This window comes from Micromonospora sp. NPDC004540 (genome assembly GCF_040610095.1).
Lineage (GTDB): Bacteria > Actinomycetota > Actinomycetes > Mycobacteriales > Micromonosporaceae > Micromonospora.
Window position 1 is genome coordinate 1 of record NZ_JBEXLR010000177.1, and the last position, 5,664, is coordinate 5,664.

General features: G+C 77.3%; 8 protein-coding genes and 1 pseudogene. 4 read left to right on the forward strand and 5 right to left on the reverse strand.

Annotation, left to right across the window (positions count from 1 at the left end):
- From ABZV78_RS31155 to ABZV78_RS31170, 4 genes and pseudogenes are all read left to right on the forward strand, one after another.
- Positions 1-87: pseudogene (locus ABZV78_RS31155) on the forward strand (histidine phosphatase family protein); the annotation flags it as partial.
- A gap of 7 nt (positions 88-94) precedes the next feature.
- Positions 95-667 carry an ATP/GTP-binding protein gene (locus ABZV78_RS31160; RefSeq protein ID WP_355644360.1) on the forward strand — a complete coding sequence of 191 codons (573 nt, stop codon included), beginning with the start codon at positions 95-97 and terminating at the stop codon, positions 665-667.
- A gap of 44 nt (positions 668-711) precedes the next feature.
- Complete coding sequence (locus ABZV78_RS31165; RefSeq protein ID WP_355644362.1) at positions 712-1,200, forward strand: hypothetical protein; 489 nt, start codon at positions 712-714, stop codon at positions 1,198-1,200.
- A 54-nt stretch (positions 1,201-1,254) separates the two neighbouring features.
- A complete protein-coding gene (locus ABZV78_RS31170) occupies positions 1,255-3,477 on the forward strand; it encodes an AAA family ATPase (protein WP_355644363.1) in 2,223 nt (740 codons plus the stop codon).
- Between the two features lie 10 nt (positions 3,478-3,487).
- On the opposite strand, the gene ABZV78_RS31175 is transcribed toward ABZV78_RS31170, so the two are convergent.
- The 5 genes from ABZV78_RS31175 to ABZV78_RS31195 are packed head-to-tail and all read right to left on the reverse strand — an operon-like array spanning position 3,488 to position 5,569.
- Entirely contained in the window at positions 3,488-3,841 is a 354-nt protein-coding gene (locus ABZV78_RS31175; protein ID WP_355644365.1) for a gas vesicle protein K, read from the reverse strand.
- On the reverse strand, positions 3,838-4,059 hold the full coding sequence (locus ABZV78_RS31180; RefSeq protein ID WP_254334221.1) for a gas vesicle protein: 222 nt from the start codon (positions 4,057-4,059) through the stop codon (positions 3,838-3,840). Before ABZV78_RS31180 ends, ABZV78_RS31175 begins: the two co-directional genes overlap by 4 nt.
- Positions 4,050-4,850, reverse strand: a complete 801-nt coding sequence (locus tag ABZV78_RS31185; protein ID WP_355644367.1) for a GvpL/GvpF family gas vesicle protein — start codon at positions 4,848-4,850, stop codon at positions 4,050-4,052. Before ABZV78_RS31185 ends, ABZV78_RS31180 begins: the two co-directional genes overlap by 10 nt.
- Positions 4,834-5,220 (reverse strand): gas vesicle protein, encoded by a 387-nt coding sequence (locus tag ABZV78_RS31190; RefSeq protein WP_355644369.1) that lies wholly within the window; start codon positions 5,218-5,220, stop codon positions 4,834-4,836. The genes ABZV78_RS31185 and ABZV78_RS31190 overlap by 17 nt, the downstream gene beginning before the upstream one ends.
- Before the next feature lies 1 nt (position 5,221).
- Positions 5,222-5,569, reverse strand: coding sequence for a gas vesicle protein (locus ABZV78_RS31195; RefSeq protein WP_355644371.1), 348 nt, complete (start codon positions 5,567-5,569; stop codon positions 5,222-5,224).
- Positions 5,570-5,664: the final 95 nt, after the last annotated feature.

Genomic DNA, 5,664 nt, shown 5'->3' on the forward strand with positions numbered 1-5,664 from the left:
GGCGTGCTGCCCGGCTTCCGCCTCTCAGAGCTGGGCGTCCAGTTGGCCAAGGCGGCCGCCCTGGCGCTAGCCGTGCGGACGTTAGTGTGTCCGGGTGCCCGCGCCCCGCCCGCCGATCCCGGTGAAGATCCTCATCGCCGGTGGCTTCGGGGTGGGCAAGACCACCACGGTGGGCGCGATCTCCGAGATCGCCCCGCTGACCACCGAGGCGGGGATGACCAGCGCCGGGATCGGCGTGGACGACCCGGGCGCGGTCGCGGAGAAGACGACCACCACGGTCGCCATGGACTTCGGCTGCGTGACCATCGACCGCAGCCTCAAGCTCTACCTCTTCGGCACGCCCGGCCAGGCCCGCTTCGGGTTCATGTGGGACGACCTCGCCCGGGGCGCGCTCGGCGCGCTGGTGGTGGTGGACAGCGGCCGGCTCGACGACTGCTACCCGGCGATCGACTTCTTCGAGCGGGCCGGCCTGCCGTTCGCGGTCGGGGTGAACGCCTTCGACGGCCGGCTGGCCCTCGACCTGGCCTCGATCCGCTGGGCCCTGGCGATCGGCGAGCACGTGCCGCTGGTGCAGTTCGACGCCCGGGACCGGCTCTCCGTACGGGACGCGCTGCTGGTCGTCCTGGATCGAGCGCTTGACCGGGCGACCCGGGAGAATGGGGCCTGAACCGGTCGTCGGTTCGACCCGTGGTCACGGAAGGGGTGGACGTGATGAGAGGTGATCTGGACGAGACCCTGGCCCGGCTGGCGCGACGCGAGGAGGCGCTGCGCCGCCGGCAGCCGCTGCCCGGCGAGCAGGACGAGGAGATCGAGCGGGGCCGGCCGGACGACCCGCCGGTGGACGGGCGGGCGGGGCACGGCGCGTACCGGTTGCGTGGGGGCGGCGACCGGCCGGAGCGTCGGGACCCGGTCGAGGAGGTGGCCGAGGCGGTCCGCCGGGTGGTCGCCGAGCACCCCGGGCTGGCCGTGGTGCTCCGGGTGGAGCTGGGCGGGCAGGCGTACCCGTTGCGGGTCTCCTGGTCCGGCCCGGAGGTGACGGTCGGGGCGGCGCCCGCGCCGGCGCCCCCGCCGGCCTGGCCGATGTCGGTGAAGACCGTGCCGGCCCCCGGGCAGGACGGGGTGGCCACCGACCCGGCGGCCCGGCTGGCCGAGATGATCCGGCGCGATCCCTCCCTGCTGGACGATCCCGGCCCGCGCTGACGCCGCCGGCCGGGCACGCCGCCACGACGTGGTGCCGGCGGCTACTGTCGGGCGGTGGCGGAACCCGACCTGACCCTGACCGCGAGCCTGCGGCCGGCGGCGCTGGACGCCCGGCGCGGCGTCGTCCGCCTGCACCCCGAGGTGCTGACCGCGCTGGCGCTGCGCCCCGGCGACCCGGTGCGGCTGGCCGGCCGCCGGGTCACCGCCGGCATCGCCGCCCCGGCCGAGCCGACCGCGAGCAGCGCCCTGCTCTACGCCGACGACCTGCTGCTGGGCAACCTGGGCCTGCGCGACGGCGGGCAGGTCACGGTGAGCCCGCTGCCCGCCGCCCCGGCCCGCCGGGTCACCCTGGCCGGCCCGGTCGGCATCGTCGCCGCGGTCTCCCCGGAGATGCTCCGGCTCGCCCTGCTCGGCAAGGTGGTCACCGCCGGGGACGACGTCTCGCTGCTGCCCCAGGACGTGCTCCCCGACGCCGCGCTCCGCGGCCTGGTCGAGGCCGCCCGACGCAGCCTCGCCAGCAGCGTCGGATACGCCTGGACAAGCACCCTGCTCAACGTGGTGGCGGCCAAGCCGGCGACCGGCGCGCTGGTCACCATGGACACCGTGGTCGGCTGGGAGCACGGCCCGGCCACCCGCGGCTCCGGGCCGGCCGGCGAGGCAGTCCCGGCCGCACCGGCCGCGCCCGCGCCGGCCGACGGCCTGCTCGGCCCCGAGGACGCGCCCGACGTCGACGAGCTGCCGGGGCTGCGGGCCCAGGCCGAGGAGCTGACCGAACTGCTCGACCTGGGCTTCCACCACGGCGAGGTGCTGGGCCGGCTCGGCACCACGGTCTCGCTCGGAGTGCTCGTCGGGGGCCCGGCCGGTTCCGGCAAGTCGGCGCTGGTCCGCGCGGTCGCCGCCCGGGTCGGCGCCCGGGTCCGCCCGCTGTGGGCCCCCGAACTGGCCGCGCTGGACAACGACGCGGCGGCCCGCCGGCTGCGCGAGGCCGCCGCGGCGGTCCGTGCCCACGGCCCGGCCGTGCTGCTGGTCACCGACGTGGAGGCGATCGCCCCGGCCGACGAGCCCGGTCCGCTGGCCACCGTGTTCCGGCAGGTGGTCGCCGAGACGGTCCGGGCCGGGGCGGCGGTGGTCTGCACCACCGGTCGCCCCGAGGCGGTGGACCCGGCGCTGCGCGCCCCGGACCTGCTCTCGCTGCGGATCACCGTGCCGCTGCCCGACCCGGCGCTGCGCCGGGAGCAGCTGACCGTGCTCACCCGGCAGGTGCCGCTCGCCGACGACGTCCGGCTCGACGAGGTGGCCGCCCGTACGCCGGGGTTCGTCGCCGCCGACCTGGCCGCGCTGGTCCGGGAGGCCGGCGTGCGGGCGGCGCTGCGGCAGAAGGCGGCGGAGACGCCGACCGTGGCGATGGCCGACTTCACCGCCGCGCTGGAGGTGGTCCGGCCGACCACGATGGCCGCGTCCACCCTGGAGCTGGCCACGGTGACCCTGGACGACGTGGGCGGCCTGCACGAGGTGAAGCAGACGCTGACCGAGTCGGTGCTCTGGCCGCTGACCTACCCGGACACCTTCGCCCGGCTGGGCGTGACGCCGCCGCGCGGGGTGCTGCTCTACGGGCCGCCCGGCTGCGGCAAGACCTACCTGGTCACCGCGCTGGCCGGTTCGGGCCGGGCCAACGTGCTGTCGGTGAAGGGCGCGGAGCTGCTCTCCAAGTGGGTCGGGGAGAGCGAACGCGCGGTCCGCGAGCTGTTCCGCCGGGCCCGCGAGGCGGCGCCCACCCTGGTCTTCCTCGACGAGGTGGACGCCCTCGCCCCGGTCCGCGGCCAGGCCACCGACGGGGGCACCACCGACCGGGTGGTCGCCGCCCTGCTCACCGAGCTGGACGGGGTGGAGGCGCTGCGCAACGTTGTGGTGGTCGGCGCGACGAACCGGCCGGAGCTGGTCGACCCGGCGCTGCTCCGCCCCGGCCGGCTGGAACGCCTCGTGTACGTGCCGCCGCCGGACGGCCCGGCCCGCGGGGAGATCCTCCGGGCGGCCGCCCGGAACGTCCCGCTCGCGCCCGACGTGGACCTGACCGCGCTCGGCGCGGAGCTGGACGGCTTCTCGGCGGCCGACTGCGCCGCGCTGATCCGCGAGGCGGCCCTCGCCGCGATGCGCGAGTCGCTGGCGGCCAGCACGGTCACCGCCGCGCACGTCGAGACGGCCCGCGCCCGCGTCCGCCCGTCCCTCGACCCGGTCCAGCTCGCCCACCTGGCGGCGTACGCGGCCACCCGGCGGTGAGCCGGCCGACTCAGTCGGTGGGCAGCAGCGGGCCGAGCAGGCCGAGGTCGAGGTTGAGGTCCTCGGGTGCGAGGCCGAAGTACTCGCGGAGCTGGGTCATCTGCTCCTCCAGCGCCATCAGCGTGGCGCCGACCCGTTCCACCTGCTCGTCGGTCAGGTCACCCAGGTCGACCCGGCGCAGCGCCTGCCGTTCCATCAGTTGCCGCAGCAGCTCGATCACGGTGAGCACGAGGCTGGCCAGCCCGCGCTCGACCGAGTCCTGGTCCACGGCGAGCCGCCGGTCGAGCGGCCGGACCCGGGGCGCCGTCCACCGCGGCTCGCCCAGCGCCGCCGCCAGGTCGGCCGCCTCGTCCCGGCCGGTCACGGCGTGGCCTCCGGCTCGGGCGGGGCGAGCGCGCCGACCGAGGCGATGAGCGCGCGCAGCGAGACGCGGACCAGGTCGATGTCCGCGATGGCCAGGGTGATGTCGCCGGTGATCACCACGCCGGTGGCGAGCACCCGGTCGAGCAGGTCGACCAGGGCCACCGGCCGGTAGGTCAGCGGGTCGTCGGCGCTGCTCGGCGCCAGCGTGGTCACGCCCATGCCGGCTCCGCCTCCGGTTCCGCCACGAAGGAGTACGGCGGCCACGGGCCGGTCAGCTCCAGCCGCAGCTCCGGGTGGCCCTCGGCCAGCTCGCGGGCCAGCGCGGCGAAGCCGTCCCACCGGTCCCGGTCGACCAGGTACGCCCCGTTGAGCACCATGGCGGTGGGCGCGCCGGAGAGCCGCCGGTCCTGCGGGGCGTGCCGACGGCCGGCGACGGCGTACCCGGCGAGGGCGGCGTGCACGGCGGCGGCCCCGTCGGCGGCGACCCGCTGCCCCTCCTCCCGGGCGGTGAGCTGGGCCCGGCGCCGCCGCAGGTATGCCGCGCCGGCGCCGCCCCCGCCGGCGGGTTCCTCGACCCGTGGGGGCGCGCCGGGCACCACGTACCCCTTGACGCCCCACTCGGCGCGGCCGGCGAGCCGGGCCAGCGTGCCGGCCAGCTCGTCGCGCCGCTCGACCAGCACCCGGGCCACCCGGTCGTCGTCGCGGTGGACCGTGGCGAGCCGGGCCGGCACCACCGCGCCGGCCCGGGACAGCGCGTCCACCACGGCATGGTGGGCCCGGGCGGCCCGCTCCAGCCAGGCCAGGTCCTCCAGGTTGCGGCGCAGCGCGGCCTCGCCGTACTCGCTGAGCGGGGCGTCGCTGACCACGGCGACCAGGCCGGCGGCGGCCACGGGCCGGACCGGCGTGCCGGCGATGCCGGGAAGCCCGGCCGGCGTGGCCGTGCCGGCGACCACGCCGTGCAGCCAGACGGCGGTCCCGGTGTCCGGGGTGGGGTCAGAGGTCGTGGTCATGCCAGCCCTCCCGCGCGTCCCGCTCGGCCCGCTCGGCCCTGGCGGCCACCCGCGGCCGGCGGGACGCCTCGACCTCCTCCGGGTCCCGCGGGCCCGGCTCGACCGGCGGGCGGGCCCGCGAACTGAGCCACGGGTCGTGCTCCCACCAGTCGATGCCGATCTGCCGCGCGGTGTCCACCGAGGCGATGACCAGCCGCAGCTTCAGCGTCAGCAGCTCGATGTCGAGCAGGCTGACCCGGATGTCACCGGCGATCACGATGCCCCGGTCGAGCACCCGTTCCAGGATGTCGCCGAGGTTCGCCGGCTCGTGGCCGGCCGGCAGCACCTGACCGGAGTTCTGCACGACCGACGGCGCCCGCCCAATGGTCATCTCAGTCCCCCTTGCCGCGCTGGTAGCGGCGCGTCCGCCGGTAGCCGAGCAGGCTGCCGGTCATGTCCAGCTCGACCTCGTAGAGGCCGAGCAGGTCGGTCGACGCCGGGATGCGGTGGTCCTCGACCACCTCCACCCCGATCAGCCAGCCGTCGTCGGTGGGCTGGATCGAGGTGATCCCGAGCGGATCCCGGCCGGTCAGGGCCACGATCTGGCGCAGCCCCTCCCGGGCGGCCTCGGCCGCGCTGATCGCCTCCTCGTCGTCCTCGTCGATGTACCGCTCCTCGGCCCGACCGCCCCGGTCGCGCCACCGCTCACGGTCGCCGTCGCCCCGGATCCGTGCAGTCATGGTCCTCCCCCTCGTCCGCGACGCGGCTCACCGCGACGGGCGCTGGTCCCTCGCCCGGCGGGCGCCCGCGGGGCCCGGGCGGCGGGGCCCGGCCC

Bases quoted from the DNA above. Each gene is read 5' to 3' on its own strand.
- ABZV78_RS31165 (WP_355644362.1), top strand. From the start codon at position 712: ATGAGAGGTGATCTGGACGAGACCCTGGCCCGGCTGGCGCGACGCGAG.
- ABZV78_RS31180 (WP_254334221.1), bottom strand. From the start codon at position 4,059: ATGGGCGTGACCACGCTGGCGCCGAGCAGCGCCGACGACCCGCTGACC.
- ABZV78_RS31185 (WP_355644367.1), bottom strand. From the start codon at position 4,850: ATGACCACGACCTCTGACCCCACCCCGGACACCGGGACCGCCGTCTGG.
- ABZV78_RS31190 (WP_355644369.1), bottom strand. From the start codon at position 5,220: ATGACCATTGGGCGGGCGCCGTCGGTCGTGCAGAACTCCGGTCAGGTG.
- ABZV78_RS31195 (WP_355644371.1), bottom strand. From the start codon at position 5,569: ATGACTGCACGGATCCGGGGCGACGGCGACCGTGAGCGGTGGCGCGAC.